Raw genomic sequence first — 25,596 nt, forward strand, 5'->3', positions numbered from 1 at the left:
CGGATGACGCGGACCCGCTTCCCACGTTCAGGACACCGGCCCGCCATGCTCGCCTCGCGGCAAGTGGTCGCTCGCGGCGACTAAGGTTGGGCCCGGGGGCTTGGATCGAGCCGGTGCCACCACCAGGCTAACAAACCCTCCGGGGTTCAGTCGCGCAGCAGATCCGGGACCCCCGCCGCGTCCGGTTCGTCGCGCCGCCCGGCGACGACCGTCAGCTGCTGCGTGGCACGGGTCAGCGCCACGTACAGCACCCGCAGGCCCGCCGGGGACTCGTCGGCGATCTCGGCCGGCGAGACGACCACGGTCGCGTCGTACTCCAGGCCCTTCGCCTCCAGGCTGCCCAGCGCCACGACCCGGTCGCCCAGGTCCGCCAGCCACCCCGCCGCCTGCTCCCGCCGGTTCATGGCGACCACGACGCCCACGGTGCCGTCCACGCGGTCCAGGAGGCGGCGCGCCTCGTCCCGTACGACCTCCACCGGGTCCCGGTCCCCCACGGCCGTGAAACGGGGCTCCAGGCCCGTGGAGCGCACCGCGCGCGGCGACTGGGCGCCGGGCATGGCCAGGGCCAGGACCTTCGCGGCGAGCTCGGCGATCTCGGCGGGGTTGCGGTAGTTCACCGTGAGGGTGAAGCGGCGGCGCGGGCGGGTGCCCAGCGCCTCGTCGCGCGCCTCCGCGGCCTCGTCCGGGGCCGACCAGGACGACTGCGCCGGGTCCCCGACCACCGTCCACGTGGCGTGCCGGCCGCGGCGGCCGACCATGCGCCACTGCATGGGCGTGAGGTCCTGCGCCTCGTCGACGATGACGTGCGCGTACTCGGTGCGCTCCTGCGCCAGCCGCTCGGCCCGCTCGCGCTGCGACTCCTCCCGTATGGGCATCAGCTCCTCCAGGCCGGTGAGCTGGTCCAGCGGGTCCAGCTCCCGCTTGCGGCGCGGCCGGGCGGGGGCGCCGAGCAGGGTCTGGAGCTCGTCCAGGAGGGCCACGTCGTGCACGGAGTACGTGTCGCGGCGCAGCGAGCGGGCCAGGCGGCGCACCTCGCCGGGGTTGAGGACGCGGCGCGACCAGCGGCCCAGGCGTCTCTCGTCGGCCATCGCGGCCAGCACCCCGCGCGGGGTCAGCTCGGGCCACCAGGCGTCCAGGAACGCGGTGAAGGAGTCCTCCGAGGTGACGTCCTCGTCGAAGGAGGAGCGCAGCTCGGCGGCGAGCTCCGGGTCGGTCTGGCGGGCGGCGGCGCCCGTCTTCGCGTACAGGGCGTCGAGGACCAGGCGGCGGGCGCGCGGGCGGAGCAGGTTGACGGGCGCGGTCCCGCCGAGGGCCGCGTGGCGGATGCGCCGCAGCTCCTCGGCCTCCAGCTCGACGCGCCGGCCGAAGGCGACGACGCGCAGCCGGTCGGGGGCCTCGCCCAGCTCCAGGGCGCCGCGGGCGGCCTTGCGCAGCACCTTCAGCATCCGGGAGGAGCCCTTGACGCGGGCGACGGCGGGCTCGTCGTACGCGGTGGCCTCGACGCCGTCGACGAGGCTGCCGACGGCGCGGATGGCGACCTGGCCCTCCTCGCCGAGCGAGGGCAGGACGCCCTCGGTGTAGGCGACGAGCAGCGGCGTCGGCGAGACGATGAGGATGCCCCCGGCGTACCGGCGGCGGTCCTGGTACAGCAGGTACGCGGCGCGGTGCAGGGCGACGGCGGTCTTGCCGGTGCCGGGTCCGCCCTCGACGTACGTGACGGACGCGGCGGGCGCGCGGATGACGAGGTCCTGCTCGGCCTGGATGGACGACACGATGTCGCGCATCGTGTGGCTGCGGGCCCGGCCCAGCGCGGCCATCAGGGCGCCGTCGCCGATGACGGGCAGCTCGGCGCCGTCGAGCGTCGCGGTCAGCTCGGGGCGCATCAGGTCGTCCTCGACGCCGAGGACGCGGCGGCCCTTGGAGCGGATGACGCGGCGGCGGACGACGCGGCCCGGGTCGACGGGCGTGGCCCGGTAGAACGGCGCGGCGGCGGGGGCGCGCCAGTCGATGACGAGCGGGCTGTAGTCGGCGTCGAGGACGCCGAGGCGGCCGATGTGGAGGGTCTCGGCGATCTCGGCGGTGTTGTCGGGCCGCACGGCGTCGTCGGCGGGCTCGACGGAGGTGTACGCGCCGTCGGGGCCCTTCTTGCCGTCCTTGCCCCGCAGGAGGTCGACGCGGCCGAAGAGGAAGTCCTCGAACTCGCTGTTCAGGCGGTTGAGGTGCACACCGGCGCGGAACACCTGCGCGTCCCGCTCGGCGAGCGCGCCGGGCGTCCCGACCTGGCCGCGCTGGGCGGCGTCGTGCATGAGGAACTCCGCCTCGTGGATCTTCTCCTCCAAGCGGCGGTACACCTGGTCCAGGTGGTCCTGCTCCACCGCGACCTCACGGTCCCGGATCGTGTCGATCACACGATCGGCTTCCTGCGCGGCCACCGTGGCCTCCTTCTGACGTGCACTGGGCAGCCGTCGAGGGTACGCCACGTTCCCGCTCCCTGTCAGTCGGGCCGTCCGACGGCCCCGTGCGCGGCGCCCCGCGCGCCCCGGGGCGGCGGCCGGGGCGCCGCCGGGAGGCCCCGGGGTCGCGGTCGCGCGGCGGCTTCCGCCGTCCTGGGCGGGACCGGAGGGCCGGCCCCGGTGACCCACTCGTGAGGGGGACCCTCAGCGCGGCGCGGGGCCCTTTCCGGGGACCTCCCGGGCACGTCCCGTACGGGCGCGGTGGCGGGCGACGCGTTCGCGGTTGCCGCACGCCTCGCTGGAGCACCAGCGGCGGCGCGCGCCACGGGAGGCGTCGAGGTAGATGCGGCGGCAGTGGTCGCCCTCGCACTCGCGCAGCCGCTCCCGCGCGCCGGGGTCGGTGAGCAGGTCGACGGCGTCGCGGGCGAGGGCGGCCAGCAGGGCGCCGCAGCCGGGCGGGGCGTCGAGGGCCCGTACGAGCCGCCCGTCGGCACCGGGCACCGCCCGCGGGGCGGGGGGCGCGGCGGCGGCCGCGAGGGCGTTGAGCCGCTCCAGGGCGGCGGGCGCGGCGGGGACGCGGCCGGCGAGCTCGGCGCGGACGAGGACGTCGAGGTGGCCGCGCAGCTCGGCGAAACGTTCCACCCATGTGTCGTCCACGGCGGGCAGCGGCGTCCCCTCCGGCACGAGCCCGCATCCGGCGAGCCACCGCGCGAGCCCCTCGGGGCCGGGGGCCGGCTCGTCCAGCAGCTCCAGGCACCGCCGCCCGGCGTCGAACCTCCGCCCGCCCGCCACGCCCGGTCACCCCCCTGGGGCCGCCCTTCGCCCCTCCGCCCCCCAGCGTGCCCCGAGGCCCCCCTCCCCGGAACCCCGGCGGCAGGGGATGCCGGACGGTACGCGCCGCGTGCGCCGCGGGGGCGGGTGCGGCTGGCGGCGTCGCGGGACTCATCGGTGGTACGCGCCGCGTGCGCTGCGGGGGCGGGCGGCGCACGCGGCGGAGCGCCGCCCTCACCCGGCGGACGCCGGTGGACGCGGCGCACCCCGGTGGGGCGCGGTACGCCCCGGTGGGCGCGGTACGTCCCAGTGGTCGCGACGCATCCCAGTGGACGCGGTACGCCCCGGTGGGCGCGGCGCGTCCTACGCGTCGCCCTCCAGGCCCGAGTCGGCGGTGGGGTCCAGGGCCAGGCGGTAGCCGCGCTTGACGACCGTCTGGATCAGCTTCGGGGCGCCCAGGGCCGCGCGGAGGCGTGCCATGGCGGTCTCCACGGCGTGCTCGTCGCGGCCCGCGCCGGGCAGGGCCCGCAGGAGCTCGGCGCGGGAGACGACCCAGCCGGGGCGGTGCGCCAGGGCCTGGAGCAGGGACATGCCGGCCGGCGGTACGGGCCGCAGCTCCCCGTCGACCAGGACCGCGTGCCCGCGGATCTCGATGCGGCGGCCCGCGACCGGCAGGGTCCGGGACCTGGCCGGCAGCTCCTGGCAGAGGAGTTGGACCAGCGGGCCGAGCCGGAAGCGGGCCGGCTGGACGGTGTCCACGGCGTGGCTCTGCAGCGGTACGGCGGTGACCGGGCCGACGCAGGCGGGAAGGACGTCGTGGCGCAGGGCGTCCAGCAGTTCGGCGAGGAGCCCGCGGCGTTCGGCGCGGGCCAGGAGGGACGCGGCGGCGGGGGCGCTGGTGAACGTCACCGCGTCGAGGGTGCGGGCGACGGCCGCGTCGAGGAGCCGGTCCAGCGGGCCCAGGTCCTCCGGCGGCATCCACCGGTAGACGGGGACGACGACGACCTCCGCGCCCGCGTCCCGCAGCGCCTCCACGAATCCGGGCAGCGGCTCGCCGTGGAGCTGGAGGGCGACGCGGCGGCCGGAGACGCCCTGTTCGAGGAGGCGGTCGAGGACCTCGGCCATCGAGTCCATGGCGGGCGACCACTCCTCGGTCAGCCCGGCCGCCCGTACGGCGCCCTTCACCTTGGGGCCCCGGGCGAGGACCTGCGCCCGCCGCAGGCAGGCGAGCAGCTCCTCCCCGTACCCCCAGCCGTCGGCGGCCTCCAGCCAGCCGCGGAAGCCGATCGCCGTCGTGGCGACGACGACGTCCGGGGCGTCGCCCACGAGTCGCTTGGTGGCTTCGAGGAGTTCCGCGTCGTCGGCGAGCTGCACGATCCGCAGCGCCGGGGCGTGCAGGACCGCCGCGCCCCGGCGCTGAAGCAGCGCGCTCAACTCGTCCGCGCGGCGGGCCGCGGTGACGCCGACCGTGAAGCCCGCGAGGGGGCCGTTCTCCTGCTCCTGGTGCTCCTGCATGACGTCCGAGCCTGGCAAGGGTGCGTGACAGGATCGGTTCGCCCACGTTTCCCCGCCGTTACGGACCATGCGTGATCACACCTCGGAGTAGCTGAGCTGCCGCTGTGCCGGTGCTTCCGCGGTGGTCGCGGCCGACTTGCGAAGGTATACCGCCCACGTCACGGTGATGCACGCCGCGTAGAAGACGAGGAAGGCGACGAAGGCGGACGTACCGGATCCCGCGGTCTGGAAGGACTGGCGGAAGGCGAGGTTGATGCCGAGGCCGCCGACCGCGCCGACCGCGCCGATCAGGCCCATGGCGGCGCCGGAGAGGCGGCGGCCGTACGCGTCGGCCTCCTCGCCGCCGAGGCCGGAGGCGTACGCCTTCGCCTTGAAGATCGCCGGGATCATCTTGAACGTGGAGCCGTTGCCGAGGCCGCTGAGGACGAACAGGGCGGTGAACCCGACGAGGAAGACCGCCAGCGACTCGACGAGCGCGGCGTAGATGACGACGCCGGTCGCGACGGCCATCGCGGCGAAGGCGCCGAGCGTGATGCGGGCGCCGCCGTACCGGTCGGCGAGGGAGCCGCCGACCGGGCGGATCAGCGAGCCGAGGAGCGGGCCGAGGAAGGTGAGCGACGCGGCCTGGAGCGGGGTCCGCCCGAACTGGGTCTGCAGGACGAGCCCGAAGGCGAAGCTGTACCCGATGAACGACCCGAAGGTGCCGATGTACAGGAACGCCATGATCCACGTGTGGGTGTCGCGCACGGCCTCCTTGACGGCGCCGGTGTCGTTCTTCACGGGCGCGAGGTTGTCCATGAACAGGGCGGAGCACACGGCGGCGACGACGATCAGCGGGATGTAGACGCCGAGGACGATCCGGGGGTGGGCGGCGCCGGCCGTGCCGATGACGGCGAGGCCCACCAGTTGGACGACGGGCACGCCGATGTTGCCGCCGCCCGCGTTGAGGCCGAGCGCCCAGCCCTTGCGGTGGAGGGGGAAGAAGGCGTTGATGTTCGTCATCGACGAGGCGAAGTTGCCGCCGCCGACGCCGGTGAGCGCGGCGACGAGCACGAACGTCGTGTACGACGTGCCGGGCTCCATCACCGCGAAGGCGGCGCCGGTCGGCAGCAGGAGCATCAGGGCGCTGAAGACGGTCCAGTTGCGGCCGCCGAAGCGGGCCACGGCGAAGGTGTACGGCACGCGGATGATGGCGCCGACGAGCGTGGCGACCGCGATCAGGAAGAACTTCCCGGCCGGGTCGATGCCGTACTCGGGGCCCATGAACAGCACCATCACGGACCACAGCGTCCAGATGGAGAAACCGATGTGCTCGGAGATCACGGAGAAGAGGAGGTTGCGGTTGGCCACGCGCTCGCCCTTCTCCTTCCAGAAGGTCTCGTCCTCGGGATCCCATTCCTGGATCCAACGTCCGCCCATCGCGCACCTCCGCCGTGTCGCTCCCTGAACCCGTCGGGACCGACGCTAGGAAGGTCGCGTTTCAGTCCGGTCATCTGAGGTGACCGGTCTGAAACCTTGCTCTCACCCGGCGGCCGGACGCGGTGTGAGCGCCCCGGCGCGGGAGCGGGGCGCGCAGGCGCAGCGGGCGGGGACGCCCCCACCGGCCGGACGCCGGTCAGGCACGGTCGGAGGCCGGCCGGACACCAGTCAGGTGCGGCCGGATACCGGTCGGACGCGGTCATACGTGGGTCGGACGCCGGTCAGGCGCGACCAGGGACCGGCCGGGCGCGGCCAGGAACCCGTCGGGTACGGCAGGGCACGGCCAGGGGTCAGCCGGGCGCCGGTCAGGCGCGGTCAGGCACCGCGCATCAGGGCGGCGTCGAGCTCCGGCAGCCACGCCCCGTCCGGTACGGCCAGCCAGCCCTCCTCCGCGGCGAGCCGGGCGGCGGCGGTGCGCAGCGCGTCGAGCCCCGGGTGCTTCAGTCCCTTGCGCCACACCAGCGCCACGGGCGACAGGGGTACGGGGCCGGTGAGCGGGCGCAGCACCGTCTCGGGCATGGGCGGGAAGTCGACGACGGCGAGGACCGGGGTGCGGCCCTTGGCCATGACGCGGCGGAACTCCTCGACGCCGACCGCCAGCGGCGCGGGCGGGGCGACGCGGATGCCGTGCTCGGCGAAGAGGAGCGCGGCGAGGTCGGTCCACTCGCGGGTGCGGGGGTTGCCCGCCCCGGCGTACAGGGCCTGCCCGGCGAGCGCGGACAGCTCGACCTCGTCGCGGTCGGCGAGCGGGTGGTCTTCGGGCAGGATCACGGCCATCGGCTCGTACCGCACGGGCTGCCAGGCGAGCCGGGCGCGGACCGCCGGGTCGAGGCCGGCGACCCGGCCGAAGGACACGTCGAGGCGGCCGGCGAGGATCTCTGCGGCGGCGCCGGTCAGGCCGCTCTCGAAGCGGGCCATCAGCTCGCAGTCGGGCGCCAGCGCGCGGGCCCGGTCGAGGACGCGTCCGCTGCTCATGTCGGGCGAGTTGAGGTCGACGAGGAGGGGGCGGGGTCCGGCGCCGGAGAAGGCGGTGGCCAGGTCGTCGTACGCGGCGAGGACCGTCTGCGCGTACGGGCGGAGCCGCTCGCCGTCCGCGGTGAGGGCGACCTGCCGGGTCGTGCGGACGAACAGCTCGGTGCCGAGCCGCCGCTCCAGGCGCCGGATGTCGCGGCTGAGGGCCTGCTGGGCGACGTACAGGCGGGCGGCGGCGCGGGTGAAGTGCAGTTCGTCGGCGACGGCGGCGAAGGCGCGCAGGAGCCGGGGTTCGATGTCGGGGACCACGACCGGAACTTACAACACAGGTGCGTCAATCCGTGCCGAACAGGTGTTGGACCGGCGGTGGGCGGGGCGGTGAGGGTGGGGCCATGCCCCCGCATCCGACGAAGCCGGCGACCGAGCCGGCCGCTACCCCCGGCCCCCTGTCCCCGATCCCGACCCCGACCCCGTCTTCCTCCGCCTCGCCCCCGACTCCGTCCCCGATTCCGACCTCCTCCACTCCGGCCTCCGCCCCGTCCCGGGCCCCGGCCCCGTCCCCGCCTTCGTCCTCCTCCGCCCCGGCCTCCGCTCCCGCGTCCGCCTCCCCGCCCGAGCCGCCCCGCTCCGGCACCCCCGGCGGGCCGCCCCGCCGCCCCCGCAACCCGTACGTCCGCCTCTTCGCCGTGCCCGGTGCGCGCGCGTTCACCGCCGGCAACCTCATCGCGCGCGTGCCGATGGGGATGTTCACCGTCAGCGCGGTCATCATGATCGCCGGCTCGCGCGGCTCGTACGCCCTCGCCGGCGCCGTCACCGCGACCGGTCTCGCCGCGACGGCGGTCGTGGCGCCGTTCACCGCGCGGCTGATCGACCGGTACGGGCAGGCGCGGGTCGCCGTCCCGGCCACGGTGCTCGCCGTGCTCGGGTCGCTGGCCCTGCTGCTGTGCGTCCGCTACGGCGCGCCGGACTGGACCCTGTTCGCCGCGTACGCCGCGACCGCGACGACCCCGAACATCGGCGGCATGTCCCGCGCCCGCTGGGCGCACCTGTACCGCGACGACCCGCGCGCGGCGCACACCGCGAACGCCTTCGAGCAGGCCGTGGACGAGCTGTGCTTCATGACCGGCCCGGTGCTCGCCGCGTTCCTGTGCGCGGCGCTGTTCCCGGAGGCGGGCACCCTGATCGGCGCGGTCCTGCTGCTCGCCGGGATGTTGCTGTTCACCGCGCAGCGTGCGACGGAGCCGCCGGTCGCGCCGCGCGCGGCGGGGCGGCGGGCGCGCTCCCCGCTCCGCACGCCGGGGATGCCCGCGCTGCTGGCGGTGTTCCTGGCGACGGGCGCGATCTTCGGGTCGATGGAGATCGTGACGCTGGCGTTCGTGGACGGCCCGGAGGCCGGGCCGGTCATGGCGCTACAGGCGTTCGGCTCGTTCCTGGCGGGCCTCGCGTACGGCTCGGCGCGTCCCGCCCCGGACGTGCGGCGGCGGCTGCTGGTGTGCCTGGCGGCGATGACGGCCCTGATGTCGCTGCCGCTGCTGGCGTCCGGCACGGGCTCGCTGCTCGTCCTGGCGGGAGCGCTGCTGCTGGCGGGGATGGCGACGGCGCCCACGATGGTGACCGGCATGTCGCTGGTGCAGCGGCTGACCCCGCCGGGGCAGTTGAACGAGGGCATGACGCTGGCGGTGACGGCCCTGCTGGGCGGGATCTCGGCGGGCGCGGCGACGGGCGGCTGGCTCGTGGAGCGGGCGGGCGCGGGCACCGCGTACGCCCTGCCGGTCGCGGCGGGGGCGCTGGCGCTGGGCCTGGCCGCGGCGGGCGTCCGGCCGCGGGGCCTGCCGCATGCCCCGCGGCACGCCGACGGCGGGACGGCCCCGGACTGACCGCGCGGGCGCGCGGCCCCGAAGACCGCATCGTTGCTCCGAGGGACGCACCGCCGCTGCCAGAGCCGCACCGTCACCCCGAAGACCGCACCGCCGCTCCGAGGGGCGCACCGGGGCGTGATCGCCGGGGCACGACGAAGGCCCGGCCGCCTTGGGGGCTGCCGGGCCTTCGCCTACATGGGAAAGTGGAGATGGCGGGAATCGAACCCGCGTCCAACGGTGCGGAACCAGGGCTTCTCCGTGTGCAGTCCGCTTCGCTTTTCTCGGCCCCGGAGATCACGCGGACAAGTCTCCGACGGGCTCAGTCACTGTGTGGTTTCCCTCTACGCCCCGTGACCGGGCCTAGAGGTTTAGTTCCCTAGCTGATGCCAGGATCCGGGTCGGGAACAGCCCCGGGCTGACACTTCGCGAGTCGCTACTTAGGCAGCGAGGGCGAAGGAATCGCGCTTGGTGTTGGCGATTATTGGTTTCGGCCTGTGGTTTACGAGATCATGGCCGCTTCCTCGACACGCTTCCCCTGCTTCGACAGCCGCTGTCGAAACCGATCATCCCCATGTTGATTTTTCAAGCCCCCTGGGGGGCGCGCCCCCGCCATGGGGGGGCAGATGCCATCGTACGGGATCAACGCGGGACGATGCCAGCGTATTTCCCCGTACGCGTGACCCGCGTCACCCCGCCTACGCGCGCTGGCGGCGGCGGACCGCCGACATGGCGCGCTCGGCCTCGCGGCGGTCCTGCTTCTCGCGCAGGGTCTGCCGCTTGTCGTACTCCTTCTTGCCCCGGGCGAGCGCGACCTCGACCTTGGCCCGGCCGTCCTTGAAGTACAGCGAGAGCGGCACGATCGTGTGCCCCGTCTCCTGCGACTTCGACTCCAGCTTGTCGATCTCGGCACGGTGCAGGAGGAGCTTCCGCTTGCGCCGCGCGCTGTGGTTGGTCCAGGTGCCCTGGCTGTACTCCGGTACGTGGACGTTGTGCAGCCACGCCTCGTGCCCGTCGATCTGTACGAAGCCGTCCACCAGCGAGGCCCGCCCCTGGCGCAGCGACTTCACCTCGGTGCCGGTCAGGACCAGACCGCACTCGTAGGTGTCCAGGATGTGGTAGTCGTGCCGCGCCTTCTTGTTCTGCGCGATCAGCTTGCGCCCTGTTTCCTTAGCCATAGTGCGGCCATTTTCGCACTACGTGCCCGCCCCGAGGCCACTCAATACCGTGCGGGCCCGCTCCTCGGCGCGGGTGGGCGCCGGTACGTCCGGGGTGATGCCGCGCCCGTCGACCCGCGAGCCCGCCGGGGTGCGGTAGTGGCCGACGGTCAGCTCGGCGACCGAGCCGTCGGGAAGGCTGCTGGGCATCTGGACGGAGCCCTTGCCGAAGGTGCGCTCCCCCACCGTCACGGCCCGCCCGCGGTCCTTGAGCGCCCCGGTCAGCAGCTCGGCGGCGCTCATGGTGCCGCCGTCGATCAGCGCGACGACGGGCCTGCCCGTGTCGCCGCCCGGCTCGGCGTACAGGGCCTTCTCCTCCCCGTGCACGTCGTACGTGGCGACGAGCCCGCCGTCGAGGAACGCGGACGCGGCGGTGACCGCCTCGGCGACCAGGCCGCCGCCGTTGCCCCGCAGGTCCAGCAGCACCCCGGCACCCGCGGGGGCCCGGTCCACGGCCCTGCGCACCAGGGCGCCGCTGCCCCGCGTGAACGCGCTGACCCGGATCAGCACCGCGTCGCCGACCCGCCGCACGGTGACCGCCTCGACGGCGAGCCGGGCGCGGCGCAGCGTCAGCGTCCACGCGCGCGTGCCCCGCTGGACGCGGAGGGCGACCGCGGAGCCGGCCTTCGCGCGCGTACCGCCCCCGTCCGCGCGATCGCCGCGCAGCAGGGCGACCACCTCGGCGGCGGTGCGCCCGCGCACGGAGCGGCCGTCGACCGCGCGGAGCCGGTCGCCGGGCCGGAGCCCCGCCCGCTGCGCGGGGCCGCCGCGCTGCACGCGGGCCACCTCGACGTGCCCGTCGGCGGTACGGCGCGCCCACAGGCCGACCCCCGTGTACGACCCGTCGAGGGCGCGCTGGAAGTCCTCGTACTCGCTCCTGTCGTAGACGGCGCCCCACCGATCGCCGCTGCGGCTGACGACCTCCTCGGCGGCCTGCGCGACGGACTTGCCGTCCTCGGCGGCCTCGGCGGCGGCGCGGACCACCTCGTCCCGCACCGCGTCCTCGTCCGTCCGGGGGGCGGGGCGGGCGGGGCCGGCGGAGGGGCCGTTTCGGGCCGCCGTCGACGGGTCGCCGTCGCCGTGCGGCAGGGAGCCGGTGGCGGCGGCCGTCGCCAGGACGGTCGCGAAGATCACGGTCAGGACGGCCCCGCGCCCGATGTGGCGGGGCCGGAGCGAGGACTCGGGACCCGGCATCGACATGCCGCTCACTCTAGGACAAGCGGAAGGCGCCGTACGGGCGTTGCCCGCACGGCACCAGGGGCGCTTGTCACACCTTCAGATACTTGCGCAGCGCGACGGCCGCCGCCAACGACGGCATCAGCAGGCCGATCACGAGGACCAGCGGCAGGACCGAGAACACCGCGTCCCAACCGATGAACTGGACCAGCGGCATCTGCTCCGCCAGCGACAGACCCGCGTCGATCAGGAAGTACCGCCCCACCAGCAGCAGTCCACAGGCGACCAGGCCGCCCAGCAGTCCGGCGAACGCGGCCTCCATGATGAACGGCATCTGGATGTAGAAGCTGGACGCGCCGACGAGCCGCATGATGCCGGTCTCGCGGCGGCGGCTGAACGCCGACACGCGCACCGTGTTGACGATCAGCATCAGCGCGATCAGCAGCATCAGGCCCATGACGACGAGGGCGGCGACGTTCATGCCGCGCATCATGTTGAACAGGTTCTCCAGGATGCCGCGCTGGTCCTGCACCGAGTGGACGCCGGACCGGCCCGAGAAGGCGGTGGCGACGACCTCGTACTTCTCCGGGTCCTTCAGCTTCACCCGGAACGACTCCTGCATCTGGTCCGGCGTGATGACGCTGGCGATGGCGGTGTCGCCGTACTGCTCCCGGTAGTGCTTGTACGCCTCCTCCGCCGTCTCGTGGTGGACGGTCTCCACGATGTCGAGCTTCTTGAGGTCCGTCTCGATCTGCTCCTTCTGCTGGGCGGTCACGGCGCCCTTGGAGCAGGTCTCGGCCGTCTCCGCGTCGTTCTTGTTGCAGAGGTAGATGGTGACGTTGACCTTGTCGTACCAGAAGTCCTTCATCGCGTTGACCTGCTGGCCCATCAACACCGCGCCGCCGAACAGGGCCAGTGACAGGGCCACGGAGACGATGACGGCGAAGGTCATCGTGAGATTGCGACGGAGGCCGACACCGATCTCCGAGAGTACGAACTGGGCGCGCATCGCGTGCGTAGAGCCTTTCCTTGCCGTGCGTGAAGCCTGCTGCTGCTACTGCCCGCTGGTCGGTCAGTGCTGGTAGCCGTAGACGCCGCGGGCCTGGTCGCGGACGAGACGGCCCTTCTCCAGCTCGATGACGCGCTTGCGCATCTGGTCGACGATGTTCTGGTCGTGTGTCGCCATGACGACGGTGGTGCCCGTGCGGTTGATCTTGTCGAGCAGCTTCATGATGCCCACCGACGTCTGCGGGTCGAGGTTGCCGGTCGGCTCGTCGGCGATCAGCAGCATCGGCCGGTTGACGAACGCGCGCGCGATGGCCACGCGCTGCTGCTCGCCGCCGGACAGCTCGCCCGGCATCCGGTCCTCCTTGCCCGCGAGGCCGACCAGCCCCAGGACCTGGGGTACGGACTTGCGGATCTCGCCGCGGGACTTGCCGATGACCTCCTGCGCGAAGGCCACGTTCTGCGCGACGGTCTTGTTCGGCAGCAACCGGAAGTCCTGGAACACGGTGCCCAGCTGGCGGCGCATGTGCGGCACCTTCCAGTTGGACAGCCGGGCGAGGTCCTTGCCGAGGACGTGCACCGTTCCCGTACTGGCGCGCTCCTCGCGCAGGAGCAGCCGCAGGAAGGTGGACTTTCCGGAGCCGGAGGACCCCACCAGGAAGACGAATTCACCCTTCTCGATCTCCAGGGAGACGTCCCTGAGTGCGGGCTGGTTCTGCTTCGGGTAGGACTTGGAGACGTTGTCGAATCGGATCACGGGTGCACCCACGGTCGGCCGGGAGGAGTAGGTGAGCGTGACCATACGCGAACCGGGATGTCCCGTGCAGGCGCCGGACGGGCTTGCCCGATTTGTCCGGACTGGGGGACTGTGGTAGGCAGTCCTGACCGGCGGGAACACGACGGGGCGCGCCTAAACTCGTGGGACCTGGCACAGTGGGGAGGGGAACGGACGCGTTTCCCTGAGCGTTGTGCGGAGAGAACCGGGTGGACGGTTCGCAGTCCAGCGGCTCCGCCGCGCGGGAGGAGGAGAGCGCATGACCTATGACCGATTGGTGTGCGCCAGCTGCGCCGCGCCCGTGAGCGAGGGCCGCTGCCCCGTCTGCCGGGCGAACCGCGAGCGCATGCAGCAGAGCCCCTGGGGCGCCCTGAGCCCGTCGGCGCTGCTGACGCTCTTCCTGCTCCTGGTGGCGACGGCGGCGGCGCTGGTCGTGGCGCACCAGCCCGCGTAGCGGCCGGTCGCGTACGCAGCTCCCGGTTGTGGAAGGGGCCCGGACACCGTGGGAACGGTGTCCGGGCCCCATTTCGCGCGCCCGGTCGCCCGGGCTCCGCGCGCTTGGTCCGCGCGCTCGGTCCGCGCGCTTAGGCGGCGGTGCGGCCGCCGACCAGGCGCGGCAGCATGCGGAAGCCGATGCCGCCGGCGATCATCGTCGCGGCGCCGATGAGGAGGAACGAGGTCTCGGCGGCGCCGGTCTCCGCCAGCTCCTCCTTGACCTCGCCCTGCTGGACCGGCTGCGAGCCGACGTTGTTGGTGCCCGGGTTGTTGTCGGAGCACTCGGCACCGTCGGCGGTCACGGTGCAGGTGCCGACGTCGCCACCGGTCGAGCCGGAGCCACCGGTGGCCGCGGCACCGCCGGTGGACGCGGCGTCGTCACCACCGGTGGTGCTCGTGGAACCGGTCGAACCCGTGGTGCCGGTGGAACCCGTGGTGCCGGTCGAACCCGTGGTGCCAGTGGTGCCGGTGGAACCCGTGGTGCCGGTCGTACCGGTGGTGCCGGTCGAACCCGTGGTGCCGGTCGTACCGGTGGTGCCCGTCGAGCCCGTGGTGCCAGTGGTGCCAGTGGTGCCGGTCGAACCCGTCGAGCCCGTGGTGCCGTTCGACCCGCCGTTGCCGCCGTTGCCGCCGCTCGTGGTCGCACCACCGTCGGACGACGTACCGCCGCTCGTGGTCGCACCACCGTCGGACGAGGTGCCACCGCTCGTGGTCGCAGCGCCACCGCTCGTGGTCGCGCCACCGTCGGACGACGTACCACCACTGGTGGTGGCAGCACCGCCGCTCGTGGTCGCGCCACCGTCGGACGACGTGCCACCACTCGTGGTCGTCGCACCACCAGTCGTGGTCACGCCACCGTCGACCGTCGTGCCACCGCTCGTGGTCGTCGCATCGCCACTCGTGGTCGTACCGCCGCTCGTGACCGGGTCCGGGACGGTGTTGTCGTCACAGGTGGAGTCGACCGGAGAGCACGCATCGGTCTCGAATCCGAGATCGATGCCCGCCGCCTGGGCGGCTCCAGCCGCGGTCAGGGACGCGCCCGCGGCGATCACCGCGCCAGCGGCTATCCGCGCGACCCTGATCCGCATCTTCTTGGTCATAAAGCTGCTACCCCCAGTAGCTGTTCTGTCAGTGGAGCAGCGCACCGGGGCCAGGACAGGAGGGCCGCGACGTTACTGGACCAGCCCCCGTTCACACGCGCCCCAGATCCGCGCATGCCGCGCCCCAGACTTTCGGCTTTTCAAGGGGGCGTCAAGGACGTTGCGTCGCCTAAGGGTTGAGACAACACCATTTGCCAGCTATGCGGGCATGCATCTGTGACGTAAACGCGAAACGCCGTACTGAAGTGGGCGATTGCCTTATCGATAAAGCCATGGCGGGAATCTCCGTGCGACCGCATGGGGCGATGGTCATCCGTCCGCGGTCGTCCGGACAGACCGTCGAACGAAACGCCTCAACCTCAGCGCCCCGACGCGGTGCTCGGGTCGTTGCAGAGCGCCTGGGCGTCGACCTGCGCCCTGGTCACCACGTCGCCGTCCGGAGTGAGGTGCTCACCCGCCTCCAACTCGGCTCCTTCGAGGCGCGACGGAGCCACCCAGTCGGCTCGGCCCGGGTCCGGTTTCCCGTTGACGAGCTTCCGTGACCCCGACGTGGAAGCCGTCCGGAAGCTTCTCCTTGAGGGGCTCGTCCTCCTTCAGGAAGTCGACCTTGGCACCCACCACGAAGACGCCGGTCCTTGCTCCCTTTGATGCCGGGCGAGTCGCGCTCACAAGGTCTCGAAGCCGTCGCCGCTCTCACCCGGCGCGTTCACGTAGATGTCCGCGCCGCACACCTCACGGGACGGGCAGAGGGAGTGGGCGACCATCACGTTCCCGGCCCGATCCGAACGGAAGCCGAAATCCGGCGAGCGGGGTTCCTGTGCGAGCACACGTCCGGTGAGTGCCCGCGCCGCCGGAGAGCCGCACACCACACCCGGACGGAACGCCCTGCCCATGGACACCAGTAGCCACCACCCTCCAGGTCGGCCTCGATCTCGTAGCCATGGGCGCGGGGATCCACTCGTACCGGTTGCCGCCTCCGCCGCTCGGTGCGGGGTCGACGGGTGGGATCGGTGTGCTCGGGAGGGGGACCCGCGTCTCGGGGACGCGCGGGCCCCGGCGTCGCGCGGGTACGCGTGTGGCGCGGCGCCGCGCCCCGGTGGGGGTGCGGCGCCGGTCGTGCGGGGAGGGAGGGTTACTTCTCCTGCTCCTGCTGCTTGCGCCAGCGGATGCCCGCCTCCAGGAAGGCGTCGATCTCGCCGTCGAGGACGGCCTGCGGGTTGCCGACCTCGTGCTCCGTGCGCAGGTCCTTGACCATCTGGTACGGGTGCAGGACGTACGAGCGCATCTGGTTGCCCCAGGAGCTGCCGCCGTCGCCCTTGAGGGCGTCCATCTTGGCGCGCTCCTCCTGGCGCTGGCGCTCCAGGAGGCGGGCCTGGAGGACGCGCATCGCGGACGCCTTGTTCTGGATCTGCGACTTCTCGTTCTGGCAGGACACGACCACGCCGGTCGGGAGGTGCGTGATGCGGACGGCGGAGTCCGTCGTGTTGACGGACTGGCCGCCGGGGCCGGAGGACCGGTACACGTCGATGCGGAGCTCGTTCTCCGGGATCTCGATGTGGTCGGTCTGCTCGACGACCGGCAGCACCTCGACGCCCGCGAAGGACGTCTGGCGGCGGCCCTGGTTGTCGAACGGGGAGATGCGGACCAGGCGGTGCGTGCCCTGCTCGACGGAGAGCGTGCCGTACGCGTACGGGGCGTGCACGACGAACGTGGTCGACTTGATGCCGGCCTCCTCCGCGTACGACGTCTCGTAGATCTCGGTCTTGTAGTCGTGCCGCTCGGCCCAGCGGAGGTACATGCGCTGCAGGCGCTCCGCGAAGTCCGAGGCGTCGACGCCGCCGGCCTCGGCGCGGATGGTGACGAGGGCCTCGCGCTCGTCGTACTCGCCGGACAGGAGCGTGCGGACCTCCATCTCGTCGAGGGCCTTGCGGACCGCGGTGAGCTCCGCCTCGGCCTCGGCGAGGGTGTCCGGGTCGTCCTCGGCCTCGGCGAGCTCGAACAGCACCGCGAGGTCGTCGATCCGGCCGCGCAGGGACTCCGCCTTGCGCACCTCGGCCTGGAGGTGCGAGAGCCTGCTGGTGATCTTCTGCGCCGCCTCGGGGTCGTCCCACAGGGACGGCGCGGCCGCCTGCTCCTCGAGCACGGCGATGTCTGCCCTCATCTTGTCGAGGTCGAGGACCGCCTCGATGGACCCCATGGTCGAGGTGAGGGACTTCAGCTCTTCGGATACGTCGACGACTGCCACGGGTCCAGCGTAACGGCTGGCCGCGACAGTCCCCTCCCCCGAGGGCGGCGGACCGCTCCCCGGGGGCCCGCGCGCGGGGGTCAGGGCCGGGCGGGGACGGTGTCCGGGACGGTCTCGGGGGCGGACCGCCGGGAGTCCTGGGGCGGCGCCTCCGTGTCGTCACCACCCGCCGCGAACCAGCCGCCGACACCCGCCGCGGCGACCAGGGCGGCGCCCGCGACGGAGAGCGCCAGGCGGCGCCTGCGGACGGCGGACGGCTTGTTGCGGGCCGAGCCGGGGCGGCGCTGGCCGGGAGCGCGCGGGGCGCGGGCGGTGCCGAGGGGGCCGCCGGCCAGCTCGTCGGGGCCGGGGACGCGCATCGACGTGTGGGTGTCGCGGCTGGAGTCCGCGAAGGAGCCGGGGACCAGCGGGACGGCGGCGCGGCGCGGGCCGCTCGGCAGGGTCGGGTACGGGTCGTCCTCGTACGGCTCCGAGGGGGGCTCGGCGCCCGGTTCGTCCACCTCCAGGGGCGGCATGTGCGCGACGAGCGGCGCCAGGTCGTGGAGGCGGGCGGCGAGCTCGGAGGCGCGCAGCCGGGAGGCGGGCGCCTTGGCCAGGCACTGGACGATCAACTGCCACAGCTCGTCCGGGATGCCGGGCAGCGGGACGACCGTCTCGGTGACGTGGCGGCGCAGGACGGCGCCCGGGTGCCCGCCGCCGAACGGGGTGAACCCCGCCAGCAGCTCGTACAGGACGGTGGCGAGCGCGTAGATGTCGACGGCGGCGCGCGGCGGCAGGCCCTCGACGATCTCGGGGGCCAGGTAGTCGGGGGTGCCGATGATGCGGTTGGCGCGGGTGCGGCCCGGGGTGTCGATCAGCTTGGCGACGCCGAAGTCGGTGAGGAGGGCGGGGTGGGCGCCGCCCGGGCCGAGCGGGCCCTCCATGTCGAGCAGGATGTTCTCCGGCTTGACGTCCCGGTGGACGACTCCGGCGGCGTGCGCGGCGGCGAGGCCCTCGGCGACGTCCGCGACGACGGCGACGGCCGCGGCGGGCGCGAGGCGGCGCTCGCGGTCGAGGCGGCTGCGCAGGTCGGTGCCGCGGACGAGGTCCATGACCAGGGCCAGGTCGTTGCCGTCGACGACCAGGTCGCGCACGGCCACCACCCTCGGGTGTTCGAGCCCGAGCAGGGCGGTGCGCTCCTGGACGAAGCGACCGACGAGTTCCTGGTCCGAGGCGAGGTCCTCGCGCAGCAGCTTGATGGCGACGGGGCCCTCCGGGCCCTCTCCGAGCCACACCGTGCCGGCGCTGCCCCGGCCCAGGATCTGGTGAGCCGTGTACCGGCTGCCGATTTTCCGTGCCAAGACTGCTCCCTCAGCGGCTGGCGTTCCCGACCAAGTTACGCGGGCCGGGGCACCGGCACTCGCACAGGCGCGGAAATCACCCCTCCGAAGTCGACAAAGCGACAGGGTCGACGTGCACCGGGGTGGTGGAGCGACCCGCGCCGGAGCGGCCGGGGGCCGTCCCGGCGCGGGGGCTCACTGCTGCACCGGGGTGCTCGGGGGCTCCGTACCGCCGCTCAGCTCGGAGATCCAGTCGCTGATGGAGGAGACGGCGTCGCCGATGGCCTGCCAGTACCCCTTGCCCTGGGCGATCCAGTCCTGGAGCGGTGTCAGCTCCCAGATGAGCCAGCCGGCCACGACGAACAGCACGATCGTGAACAGGCAGCCCTTGAGGCAGCCCAGGCCGGGGATGCGCATCGGGTTGGCGCTGCGCTGCCGGGGCGCGCGGGGCGCGGGCTGCGGCGGCTGGGGCTGCTGGGGCGCCTGCGGCTGGGGGGCGTACTGCTGCCGGGGCGGCTGCGGCGCCGGGGCGTACTGGCGGCGCGACTGCGGCCGGGGCTGTGGCTGGGGCGGCTGGGGCCGGGGCGGCGGCTGCTGCGGGGCGTACTGCTGCTGCGGGGGCTGCTGCCCGTACTGCTGCGGCGGACGGTTCCGGGGCGGCTGCTGGGGCTGGGGGGGCTGCTGGGGCCGGCGCGGGGGGCGGCGGCGCAGCGGGTCCTCGGCGGGGTCGAGGTACTGGACCTGGGTCTGCTCGTTGCGGTCCCGGGCGGCGCGCAACTGCGTCTGCCACGGGTGCGGCTCCTCCGGCTGCGGTACGGGCAGCATGACCGCGGTCGGGTCGGCGGCGCCGCCCGGTCCCCCGGCGCCGGGGCCGGTCTGCGGGAGGACGCTGGTCGCGGCCGCCGGGTCGTACTGGGAGGCGCCCCGGCCGGTGTTCGGGAGGACCTGGGTGGCGTCGGAGGCACCGGGGGCGTCCGGCGCCGGGGTGCCGGGGACGGGCGCGGGCGACGGGTCGGGGGCGAGCAGCGCGCCGACGCCCTCGGCCGCCTCGATCTCCGCGACGGTCGCGTGCACGCCGATGCCGGCGGCGACCGTGCGCAGCGCGCGGGCCAGGTTCTCCGCGCCGGGGCGGCGGTCGGGGTCCTTGCTGAGGCAGCGCTCGATGACCGTCCACAGCGGGGCGGGCACCGTGGAGGGGCGGCGGGGCTCCTCGCTGAGGTGCCGGTGCAGGATCTCCAGCGCCGTGCCGCCCCCGAACGGGGGACGGCCGGTGACCAGCTCGTACAGCATGATGCCGGCGCCGTAGACGTCCACGGCGGAGGTCTGCGGGCGGCCCTCGGCGGACTCCGGCGCGACGTACGCGGGCGTGCCGACGAACTCGTGGGTGCGGGTCAGGCCCGGGGAGTCGGCGAGGCGGGCGATGCCGAAGTCGGTGAGCATCGGGTGCATCCGCCCGTCCCGCTCGGCGAGCAGGACGTTCGCCGGCTTGAGGTCGCGGTGCACGATGCCGTCGGCGTGGCTGGCGGCGAGCGCGTCGGCCACCTGGGCCATGAGCAGGGCGGCGGCGACCGGGGTGAGGGGGCCGTTCTCGCGGATGTAGCGGTGCAGGTCCGGGCCGTCGACGAGGTCCATGACGAGGGCGAGGAGGTCGCCCTCGACCACCAGGTCGCGGGTGCGGACGATGTTGGGGTGGGTGAGGCGCAGGAGGACGGAACGCTCCCGCAGGAAGCGCATCACGACGTCCGGGTCGTTCGCGAGCTCCTCCTTGAGGACCTTGATCGCGACGGTCTCGCCGGGCTGGCCCGGCACGGCCGCCTCGGCGCCCGCCGCCTCCCTCTGGCGGGCACGCCAGACGGTGCCCGTGGCGCCGCGTCCGAGCGGCTGCTCGAGCAGGTACTTGCTGCCGACTGGCCGCACGGTCATGCGCTCCCTGCGATCGTGGTCCGAAGCTTGCGTCCGACCCACTCTAGTGCCGTTCCGCTTCCTTCGATTTTTCTTCGTTTTCCGTTCGAACGTCCTGTCGTCGGGCGGGACGGAAGGAAAGACGTACGGCCGGGGCGTCCGGTTGCCCGGGGCGCAGATGCGACCAGGGTGGGCGCAAACCGGCGTTTCCCCGGGCGGGCAGGGAATATCAAGATCATTTTTTGCCGGTCGGCGGGCACCGTGTCAGTGGCAGGTGGGAGGATGCACCTGCGCGGCGCACCGCGGGGCCGGGAGCCTCCGGGACGGGCCGTGCCGACCTGTACCGGACGACGTGTCCGCGCGCGGGCGGTGGGGACGCCGAGGGCCTGTCCCCCCGCTGCCGGGCGCGTCGCGCAGAAGGGACCGCTGACCGCGATGCAGATCCGGCTGACCGTCCTCGCGGCGCCGCCCGGCGGGCAGACCGCACGGCGCGCCTGCGACGTGCTCGTCACCGCCCCCGCCGGCACCGCGCTGGCCGCCGTGGCGTCCGGCGTCGCCGCCGCCGTGGCGGGACCGGACGGCGCGGCGGGCACGGGCCCCGTCGTGCTGTACGCCGGGCGCGAACGGCTCGACCTCCAGCGCTGCGCCCTGGGCGAGCCGCCCCTCGTCGACGGGGCGGTGCTGGCGCTCCAGGTCCCCGCGGAGGACGCGGTGGCCCCCGGCGGCGCGGTCGCGCGGCTGCACGTCGTGGCGGGCCCGGACGCGGGCGGGGTGCACCTGCTGCACCCCGGACACGTCCGCGTCGGCCGCTCCGCCGACGCGGACGTCCCGCTGGACGACCCCGACGTGTCGCGGCTCCACTGCGAGGTCACGGTCGGCGGGGACGGCCGCGTGACGGTCGCGGACCTGGGCTCGACGAACGGTACGGCGCTGGACGGCCACCCGGTCGGCGCCCGGCCCGTCCGCCTGCCCGCCGGGGCGCTGCTCCGGGTCGGCGAGTCGGCCCTGCGCCTGTCCGCGGGCGCGGACACCGCCCCGCTGCCCACGGCCCCGGACGGCGAGGGCCACGTACGCGTCGCGCGCGCGGCGGCCCCGGCGGACGGGGCGGACGACGGCCACGCGCGTCCGGGCGCCCCCGGCGCGGGCCGGGACGGCACCCGCGCGGCCCCGGACGCACCCGTCGCCCCCGCCGCGGACCCGACTCGCGCGGGCTTCCCGGCCGGTGCGGGCGAGGGCCCCGCGCGAAACGCCCGCGGCGGCCCCGGGGACGGCCTCCCCGACGGGACGGGCCCCGGCCTCCCGGGCACAACCCACGACTTCCCGAGCAGGACGGTCCACGGCCTGGGCCACGGCCTTCCGAAGGGGACGGGTCACGGCCTCCCGGGCGGGACCGCCCACGGCCACGCGCGCGGGGACGCCCCGGACGCCGCCCGCGCGGGCGCCCCGGACGGCTCCGGCCACGGCACCGCCGGGGCCTACGCCGGGATGGCGCGCGACCAGAGCGGCGCCGGAGGCACCCCGGCCCGGGGCACCCGCGTGCCGGAGACGCCCGCCCGGCGGCGCGGGATAGGCGCATGGGCCCGGCGGCTCGCCGGGGCGCGCGGCGAGCAGGCGGACCCGGGCGCCGGCGGCGCGCGCACCGGGACCGGCGTACCGGACGCGCCGCGCGGGCCCGGCGCCGAGGCGTGGCCCGACCCGGCCGCCGTACTGCTGACCGCCCTCGGGCCCGGCCCGCGGCTCTGGGAGCGGACGCCCGGACACCCCGAGGCGCTCGCGGTGCGGCTCGGCACGACGGACCGGGCCGACCTCGCGGCCGTGCCCGTCACGGTCGGGCTGCGCGAGGCCGGGGCGCTGGGCCTGGCCGGGCCGCGCGCCCGGCTCCTGGGCCTGGCCCGCTCGGTCGTGGCCCAACTGGCCGCCCTGCACGCCCCGGCGGACCTGGAGATCGTGCTGATCAGCGCCGACCGGACCCGCCCCCTGGAGGAGCGCCGCCGCGACTGGGCGTGGCTCGGCTGGTTGCCGCACGTCCGCCCCGCGCACGGCCAGGACTGCCGGCTGCTCCTCGCGTACGACCGGGACCAGGCCGCCGCGCGGGCCGCGGAGCTGACCCGGCGGCTGGACGACGGGCCGCTCGGCCCCGGCTGGGCGGAGGCCGGCCTCATCGCTCGGGCCGGGGAGGGCTCCCCGGCGGTCGCCGGGGCGGCGGGGCGGTTCCACCGGGCGCACCTGGCGGGGACGGCCCCGGGGCCGTACACGGTGGTGGTCGTCGACGGCGACCCGGGCACCGCCGCGCTGCGCGAGACGGCCGCGCGGCTGGCGGGCGCGGGCGCGGCGGCCGGCATCCACCTGGTGTGCCTGGTGGAGACGGCGCCCGCGACGGCGGTGTTCCCGGCCGCGGCGGTGTACGAGGAGGCGTGCGCGGCGGCGCCCGCGTTCCGGGAGTGCGGCGCGGTGGGTCTGCTCACGGGCGACGTGGCGTCGGCGCTGCGGGTGCTGCGGACGGCGGGCGGCCAACCGGCGGGCCACGGCACGGTCGCGGCGGTCGACGCGGTGTCGCCGGCGTGGGCGGAGCGGTTCGCCCGGGCGCTGGCGCCGCTGCGCGCGGAGGGACCCGAGCGGCGCGGGCGGGGCGCGGCCGTGGCGCTGCCCCGGTCGTCGCGCCTGCTCGACGAGTTGGAGCTGGCGAGGGCCACGCCCGCGTCGCTGATGGCCCGCTGGGCGTCCGCCCCGGACGGCACGGCGGTGCTGGGCGCGGGCCCGCGCGGCCCGGTCGGCGTGGACCTGACGGGCGCCGACGGGCCGCACCTGCTGATCGAGGGCCCGGCGGGAAGCGGCCGTACGGAGCTGCTGCGCTCCGTCGCGGCGTCGCTCGCCGCCGCGTCGCGGCCCGACCGGCTCGGGCTGTTGCTGGTGGACGGCGCGGGCGGCGAGCGGGGCGACGGCCTCGGCCCGTGCACCGACCTGCCACACGTCACGGAGCACCTCGTCGCGTCCGACCCGGTGCGGATGCGGGCGTTCGCGCAGGCGCTCGGCGCCGAGCTGAAGCGGCGCGCGGAGCTGCTGGGCCACGAGGGGTTCACCGACTGGTCCGCGCGCGGCGACGGCCGCCCGGACGCCCCGCCCGCCGACCGGACCGTCCCCGAGCAGCGCGGCGCCCGGGAGCAGCACGGCGGCGACCTGGACCCCGCGTCCGGCCGTACGCTGCGGCTGCGCCCCGCCGCGGGCGCCGGGCGGGCCGGGGGCGAGGCGCCCGCGGCGCCGTTGCCCCGGCTCGTCGTGCTGGTCGACGACCTGGACGCGCTGGTCGCGCCCGCGCTCGGCAGCCCGGGCCGCCCGGCGGCCGGGTCGGTCGTACGGGCGCTGGAGGCCGTGGCGCGGGACGGGGAGCGGCTGGGCGTCCACCTGGTCGCGGCGACGGCGCACCCGGACCGCACGGCCGGCACGGAGCCGGACCGCCGGGCGCGGACGCGGGTCGTGCTGGACGCGCCGCCGGTGTCGCCGGGCCCGGAGGACCCGGCGCCGGGCCGGGGCCGGGTGCGCCACGCCGACGGGCGGGTGACGCCGTTCCAGGCGGGCCGCGTGACCGGGCGGATCCCGCGCACGGCGACGCTGCGCCCCACCGTCGTCCCGTTGGAGTGGGAGCGCATGGGCGACCCGCCGGCCCGCCGTCCCGTACGGGAGTTGGGCAACGGGCCGACGGACCTGGCGCTGCTGGCCAGCGCCCTGGACCGGGCGGCCCGCTCGGTCGGCGCGGCGCCCGTACCGCCGCTCGTACCCGTGTCCGATGCCACCGGGCCGGTGCGCTGACGGCACGTCACGAGCGCATCACGATCGTGGAGGAGGGGCGGAAGGCGGTATTGCGGCCCTCCGGTACCCGGCGTAGACCAGAGCGAAAGGGACGACAGGGACGACGCACACAGGAGAAACGGGGCAGTGATGCGCACAACTCCGCGCAAACGCCGGACCGTCGGGGCCTTCGCGGCCATCGGGGCCCTGGCGCTCGCTCTCGCCGGCTGCGGCGGCGACGGCGGTGGCGAGGGCGGCTCCGGAGGGGACGCGAGCGGCAAGGCCACCGCGCCGACCGTCCGGTTACCGAAGCTGGACGGGCAGCAGCTCCAGGTCGTGGCCGTGTGGACGGGGCCGGAGCAGGAGGCGTTCACCAAGGTCCTGAAGGAGTTCGAGAAGCGCACCGGCGCGCGCGTCTCGTACGTGCCGACGCAGGACGCGATGCTCAACTACATCGGCACGAAGATCGCCGGTGGCTCGCCGCCCGACGTGGCGATGCTCCAGCAGGTCGGCGCGCTCCAGCAGGCCGTCGAGCGGAAGTGGGCGAAACCGGCGGGCGCCGAGACGAAGGCGCAGCTCGCGAAGAACTACTCCCAGGGCTGGCGGGACCTCGGCGCCGTGGACGGCACGCAGTACGGCGTGTACTTCAAGGCCGCCAACAAGTCGCTGATCTGGTACAACACGGCGGTCTTCGAGAACGCCGGCGCGTCCGAGCCGAAGACGTGGAAGGACCTGCTGACCACCGCCGAGACGATCTCCGCGTCCGGCGTCACGCCCGTGTCGGTCGGCGGCGCGGACGGCTGGACGCTGACGGACTGGTTCGAGAACGTCTACCTGTCGCAGGCCGGCCCGGACAAGTACGACCAGTTGGCGAAGCACCAGATCAAGTGGACCGACCCGTCGGTGGCCCGGGCCCTCACCACCCTCGCCGACCTCTTCGGGAAGCCGAACCTGATCGCGGGCGGCGCGGCCGGGGCACTCCAGACGGAGTTCCCGACGTCGGTGACGCAGACGTTCACCGGCGGGGACCAGCCGAAGGCGGCGATGGTCTTCGAGGGCGACTTCGTGTCGATCAACATCGCCCAGACCGAGGCGGAGCTCGGCACGGACGCGAAGGTGTTCCCGTTCCCGGCCGTGGACGGCGGGGAGCCGCCCGTGGTGACCGGCGGGGACGTGGCGGTGGCGCTGACGGACAAGCCGGCGTCGCAGGCGCTGCTGACGTTCCTCGCGTCGCCGGACGCGGCGGCGATCTGGGCCGCGGAGGGCGGGTTCATCTCGCCCAACAAGTCGCTGGACACGGCCGCGTACCCGAACGACGTGCAGCGCGGCATCGCGAAGGCGCTGATCGACGCCGGCGACGACTTCCGCTTCGACATGTCGGACCAGATGCCGCAGTCGTTCGGCGGCACGCCCGGCAAGGGCGAGTGGAAGGCGCTCCAGGACTTCCTGAAGAACCCGAAGGACGTCGCGGGGACGCAGGCGCGCCTGGAGGCGGACGCGGCCAAGGCCTACGAGAACGGGAGCTGACGC

The 25,596-nt window shown here is 74.8% G+C and carries 17 protein-coding genes and 1 other RNA gene; 4 read left to right on the forward strand and 14 right to left on the reverse strand.

What is annotated here, in order from left to right:
- Positions 1-146: 146 nt before the first annotated feature.
- The 5 genes from RND61_RS04320 to RND61_RS04340 all read right to left on the reverse strand — a co-directional run bounded on the left by RND61_RS04320 (position 147) and on the right by RND61_RS04340 (position 7,499).
- A complete protein-coding gene (locus RND61_RS04320) occupies positions 147-2,432 on the reverse strand; it encodes a HelD family protein (RefSeq protein ID WP_315876307.1) in 2,286 nt (761 codons plus the stop codon).
- Between the two features lie 225 nt (positions 2,433-2,657).
- Complete coding sequence (locus tag RND61_RS04325) at positions 2,658-3,245, reverse strand: CGNR zinc finger domain-containing protein (RefSeq protein WP_315876308.1); 588 nt, start codon at positions 3,243-3,245, stop codon at positions 2,658-2,660.
- Positions 3,246-3,587: 342 nt separating this feature from the next.
- Positions 3,588-4,739, reverse strand: a complete 1,152-nt coding sequence (locus RND61_RS04330) for a uroporphyrinogen-III synthase (RefSeq protein ID WP_315876309.1) — start codon at positions 4,737-4,739, stop codon at positions 3,588-3,590.
- Positions 4,740-4,814: 75 nt separating this feature from the next.
- Complete coding sequence (locus RND61_RS04335; protein WP_315876310.1) at positions 4,815-6,158, reverse strand: nitrate/nitrite transporter; 1,344 nt, start codon at positions 6,156-6,158, stop codon at positions 4,815-4,817.
- Positions 6,159-6,533: 375 nt separating this feature from the next.
- Positions 6,534-7,499, reverse strand: coding sequence for a LysR family transcriptional regulator (locus tag RND61_RS04340; RefSeq protein ID WP_315876311.1), 966 nt, complete (start codon positions 7,497-7,499; stop codon positions 6,534-6,536).
- An 83-nt stretch (positions 7,500-7,582) separates the two neighbouring features.
- Here RND61_RS04340 and RND61_RS04345 point away from each other — a divergent pair, with 83 nt between their 5' ends.
- Entirely contained in the window at positions 7,583-9,067 is a 1,485-nt protein-coding gene (locus tag RND61_RS04345; protein WP_391652824.1) for an MFS transporter, read from the forward strand.
- A 183-nt stretch (positions 9,068-9,250) separates the two neighbouring features.
- Here the strand turns inward: RND61_RS04345 and ssrA are convergent.
- The 5 genes from ssrA to ftsE all read right to left on the reverse strand — a co-directional run bounded on the left by ssrA (position 9,251) and on the right by ftsE (position 13,201).
- Positions 9,251-9,620, reverse strand: a transfer-messenger RNA (tmRNA) gene (gene ssrA, locus RND61_RS04350).
- A 124-nt stretch (positions 9,621-9,744) separates the two neighbouring features.
- A complete protein-coding gene (smpB, locus tag RND61_RS04355; RefSeq protein WP_315876312.1) occupies positions 9,745-10,224 on the reverse strand; it encodes an SsrA-binding protein SmpB in 480 nt (159 codons plus the stop codon).
- An 18-nt stretch (positions 10,225-10,242) separates the two neighbouring features.
- Entirely contained in the window at positions 10,243-11,457 is a 1,215-nt protein-coding gene (locus tag RND61_RS04360) for a S41 family peptidase (protein ID WP_315876342.1), read from the reverse strand.
- 73 nt (positions 11,458-11,530) lie between these two features.
- The gene (gene ftsX / locus RND61_RS04365; protein ID WP_315876313.1) at positions 11,531-12,448 is read right to left on the reverse strand and encodes a permease-like cell division protein FtsX; all 918 of its coding nucleotides are present in this window, start codon (positions 12,446-12,448) and stop codon (positions 11,531-11,533) included.
- Positions 12,449-12,511: 63 nt separating this feature from the next.
- Positions 12,512-13,201 (reverse strand): cell division ATP-binding protein FtsE, encoded by a 690-nt coding sequence (gene ftsE, locus RND61_RS04370; RefSeq protein ID WP_028964199.1) that lies wholly within the window; start codon positions 13,199-13,201, stop codon positions 12,512-12,514.
- A gap of 277 nt (positions 13,202-13,478) precedes the next feature.
- Here ftsE and RND61_RS04375 point away from each other — a divergent pair, with 277 nt between their 5' ends.
- Positions 13,479-13,673 (forward strand): hypothetical protein, encoded by a 195-nt coding sequence (locus RND61_RS04375; RefSeq protein WP_315876314.1) that lies wholly within the window; start codon positions 13,479-13,481, stop codon positions 13,671-13,673.
- Between the two features lie 130 nt (positions 13,674-13,803).
- Here the strand turns inward: RND61_RS04375 and RND61_RS04380 are convergent, their stop codons facing one another.
- From RND61_RS04380 to RND61_RS04395, 4 genes are all read right to left on the reverse strand, one after another.
- On the reverse strand, positions 13,804-14,814 hold the full coding sequence (locus RND61_RS04380) for a hypothetical protein (protein ID WP_315876315.1): 1,011 nt from the start codon (positions 14,812-14,814) through the stop codon (positions 13,804-13,806).
- A 1,132-nt stretch (positions 14,815-15,946) separates the two neighbouring features.
- Complete coding sequence (prfB, locus tag RND61_RS04385) at positions 15,947-17,059, reverse strand: peptide chain release factor 2 (RefSeq protein WP_315876317.1); 1,113 nt, start codon at positions 17,057-17,059, stop codon at positions 15,947-15,949.
- 80 nt (positions 17,060-17,139) lie between these two features.
- Positions 17,140-18,399 (reverse strand): serine/threonine-protein kinase, encoded by a 1,260-nt coding sequence (locus RND61_RS04390; protein WP_315876318.1) that lies wholly within the window; start codon positions 18,397-18,399, stop codon positions 17,140-17,142.
- A gap of 174 nt (positions 18,400-18,573) precedes the next feature.
- A complete protein-coding gene (locus tag RND61_RS04395; RefSeq protein WP_315876343.1) occupies positions 18,574-20,295 on the reverse strand; it encodes a serine/threonine-protein kinase in 1,722 nt (573 codons plus the stop codon).
- Positions 20,296-20,715: 420 nt separating this feature from the next.
- Here RND61_RS04395 and RND61_RS04400 point away from each other — a divergent pair, with 420 nt between their 5' ends.
- Entirely contained in the window at positions 20,716-24,087 is a 3,372-nt protein-coding gene (locus tag RND61_RS04400; protein WP_315876319.1) for an FtsK/SpoIIIE domain-containing protein, read from the forward strand.
- Between the two features lie 129 nt (positions 24,088-24,216).
- On the forward strand, positions 24,217-25,593 hold the full coding sequence (locus RND61_RS04405; protein WP_315876320.1) for an ABC transporter substrate-binding protein: 1,377 nt from the start codon (positions 24,217-24,219) through the stop codon (positions 25,591-25,593).
- Positions 25,594-25,596 lie beyond the last annotated feature (3 nt).

Origin of the sequence: Streptomyces tamarix (assembly GCF_032423885.1) — a bacterium.
Lineage (GTDB): Bacteria > Actinomycetota > Actinomycetes > Streptomycetales > Streptomycetaceae > Streptomyces > Streptomyces tamarix.

Excerpts from the sequence above, each read along its gene's own strand:
- RND61_RS04330 (WP_315876309.1), bottom strand. The coding sequence starts at position 4,739 with ATGCAGGAGCACCAGGAGCAGGAGAACGGCCCCCTCGCGGGCTTCACG.
- RND61_RS04335 (WP_315876310.1), bottom strand. The coding sequence starts at position 6,158 with ATGGGCGGACGTTGGATCCAGGAATGGGATCCCGAGGACGAGACCTTC.
- RND61_RS04345 (WP_391652824.1), top strand. The coding sequence starts at position 7,583 with ATGCCCCCGCATCCGACGAAGCCGGCGACCGAGCCGGCCGCTACCCCC.
- smpB (WP_315876312.1), bottom strand. The coding sequence starts at position 10,224 with ATGGCTAAGGAAACAGGGCGCAAGCTGATCGCGCAGAACAAGAAGGCG.
- RND61_RS04360 (WP_315876342.1), bottom strand. The coding sequence starts at position 11,457 with ATGCCGGGTCCCGAGTCCTCGCTCCGGCCCCGCCACATCGGGCGCGGG.
- ftsX (WP_315876313.1), bottom strand. The coding sequence starts at position 12,448 with ATGCGCGCCCAGTTCGTACTCTCGGAGATCGGTGTCGGCCTCCGTCGC.
- RND61_RS04375 (WP_315876314.1), top strand. The coding sequence starts at position 13,479 with ATGACCTATGACCGATTGGTGTGCGCCAGCTGCGCCGCGCCCGTGAGC.
- RND61_RS04380 (WP_315876315.1), bottom strand. The coding sequence starts at position 14,814 with ATGACCAAGAAGATGCGGATCAGGGTCGCGCGGATAGCCGCTGGCGCG.
- RND61_RS04400 (WP_315876319.1), top strand. The coding sequence starts at position 20,716 with ATGCAGATCCGGCTGACCGTCCTCGCGGCGCCGCCCGGCGGGCAGACC.
- RND61_RS04405 (WP_315876320.1), top strand. The coding sequence starts at position 24,217 with ATGCGCACAACTCCGCGCAAACGCCGGACCGTCGGGGCCTTCGCGGCC.